1 protein-coding gene is annotated in these 2196 nt (G+C 66.4%); it reads right to left on the reverse strand.

Going from position 1 to position 2196, the window contains the following annotated elements:
• Window positions 1–556: 556 nt before the first annotated feature.
• On the reverse strand, window positions 557–2196 hold a 1640-nt coding region (locus tag WA805_RS27480; protein WP_425243788.1), incomplete at its 5' end, for a DnaB-like helicase C-terminal domain-containing protein.

Below are 2196 nucleotides of genomic sequence, written 5' to 3' on the forward strand. Positions count from 1 at the left end.
CCAGTGGATACGGACGTCATACAGATCAGTCCTATTCGAAAGGGCGACACCGCAGGCTCCTCTGCTTACCGGTGCCGACGCAATGAGCCACCCTGCTGCAGGGAGCAGGGGAGTAACCACGAGGAAACGCGCAGTCCGGTGATGGCGCAGATAGACAGTGGCAACACTCAAGCTGACCACGTGTCAGCCCGTCAAGGGCAGCACGCAGCGCAGAACCGCCAACCGTTAACGGCGCGCGTCGACGGGGCAGGGGGCTGAGCGACACGCACTCGACGGTACAAGCCGAGACCACGGTGGTCTCCTGTGGTGTTCCTCGACTTGCCGGTGCTGGCCGCAGGGAGCCGACGGACAGGTCGTCGAAGGCCAGGACGGTGTGGGCGCCGCCGGGGTCGCGACGAAGCCACCTACTACCGGCGACGGCGTAACTACGCTCTCACACCTGCTGGAGGATTTCCGGGAAGCATTCCGGCGTATCTCACGACGATGGCGGATCCGTCACCCGTCCGCCATTGACCGTGAGATTCCGCCACGCGACGTGAGATCCTACACCGCCAGCTCAGCCCGGCGCCATGTCCACGAAGCGGCTGTAGTGCCCTTGGAAGGCCACCGTCACGGTCGCGGTCGGCCCGTTCCTGTGCTTGGCGATGATCAGGTCCGCCTCGCCCGCCCGCGGCGACTCCCGCTCGTACGCGTCCTCACGATGGAGCAAGATAACAACGTCGCTATCCTGTTCGATACTATTGTGGACATTTATCCCATTTGCTACAAAGTTGTGTGTCTCTTTCACGGTCGCGTCGTAAACGGGCTGCGGCCCGAGCGGCTCGATACTCACGATCTTGTCCCAGAACACGTCACTCGACGCAAGCTCGCGCAACGTTTCCGATCCCAGGACGTCTGCGCAGCGCATCAGCCGCTCGCGTGAAGGACAGCTCTTGTACAGCGTGGTGCCGCAGTAGTGGGTCCCGATCGCGGCCTGGAATTGCCGCTCGGTAAGCCCGGCCCGGACGCGTTCTGCCTTAACTACGTCCCAGACGCTGAGCGGCAGCGTGTCCACGTTGGTGTTCGTCACGCGGTCGGCGAACAGGGCCCCGAGCTGACGTGCGGTCTCGCCGCGCCGTCCGTGAACCCCGACCCGCGCGCAGAAGGTCCGCAGGCTCGGGGCATCCGCGACGATCACGTGATACCCGGGCTTGTATCCGGCCTTCTCCACCTGGCGGATGCGGGCGACTATCCCCAGCCGGCCTAGCAGGTGGGCGACACCATCCGCGAGCTCCCGGCTCGAGGTCGCGTAGTAGACCTTGGCCGCGGCCTTCCCGTGCGGCAGCCAGACGCATCCGTCCGTTGCCCACAGATGCCGCAGGAACAGGCAGATCTCAGCGTCGCTGGCCGAGTACAGCACCTCGGGCAGCCGCTTTTCGTGCGCGCGCCGATTCCCGATGCCCAGCTCACGGAGCCAGTCGTGGATGGTGTTTCCCCGGCCATGCGTGCAGTGGTGGGGCGCGGGCAGATAGGCGTGCCACCAGCCTTGCTGAGCGACCCGTCGCGGCGAGATCCCGAATTCAGCCGTGGCCGCCGCCTCGACGAACGCCAGGTTCTCCGGATCGTTGGACGTGTAATGCACGGGCTGGCTTCGAACCACGCAGCCGTCCCCGATGAGGTGCGCGAGCAGCCCGAGCCGGTGCTCCGACCAGCCCAGACCGGGTGCCAGCGGCTCCGGGATCCGGCGCGGGATCGCCACCCGGTCGCCTGGCCGAAGATCCCCCAGCGGCGTCCACCCCGAGAATGCGAGGAACGGGTGGTTCGCGGTCGCCTTGACCTCGCGGCCTGAGGCCAGCCGGAGCCGGAAAACGTTCTTCGTCCCCGACGGGAAGACGTTGACGACAGGCGCCGGAACAAGCCGGTGCTGCTCGTCCAGCGACCACACCAGCACACCGTCCCAGCCGTCACGCAGCAGCTCTCCGAACGTCACCGACGCACCGGTATCGGCGCGGAGCAGGGCGGTATCACCGGTGAGGCAGCCCGACTCGCGAAGGTCCGACAGCAACGGCCGTTTGTCCTGGCGCTGCTCCGGGCCGCGGTTGAGCTGGGACAGGGCCACTACGGGAACTTCGAGCTCCTTGGCGAGCAGCTTCAGCGACCGGGAGAACTCCGACACCTCCTGCTGCCGGTTCTCCACCCGGCGCGAGGAGGAGGACA

The sequence above is a fragment of the Trebonia sp. genome (genome assembly GCF_049794275.1).
Taxonomy (GTDB): Bacteria; Actinomycetota; Actinomycetes; order Streptosporangiales; family Streptosporangiaceae; genus Trebonia.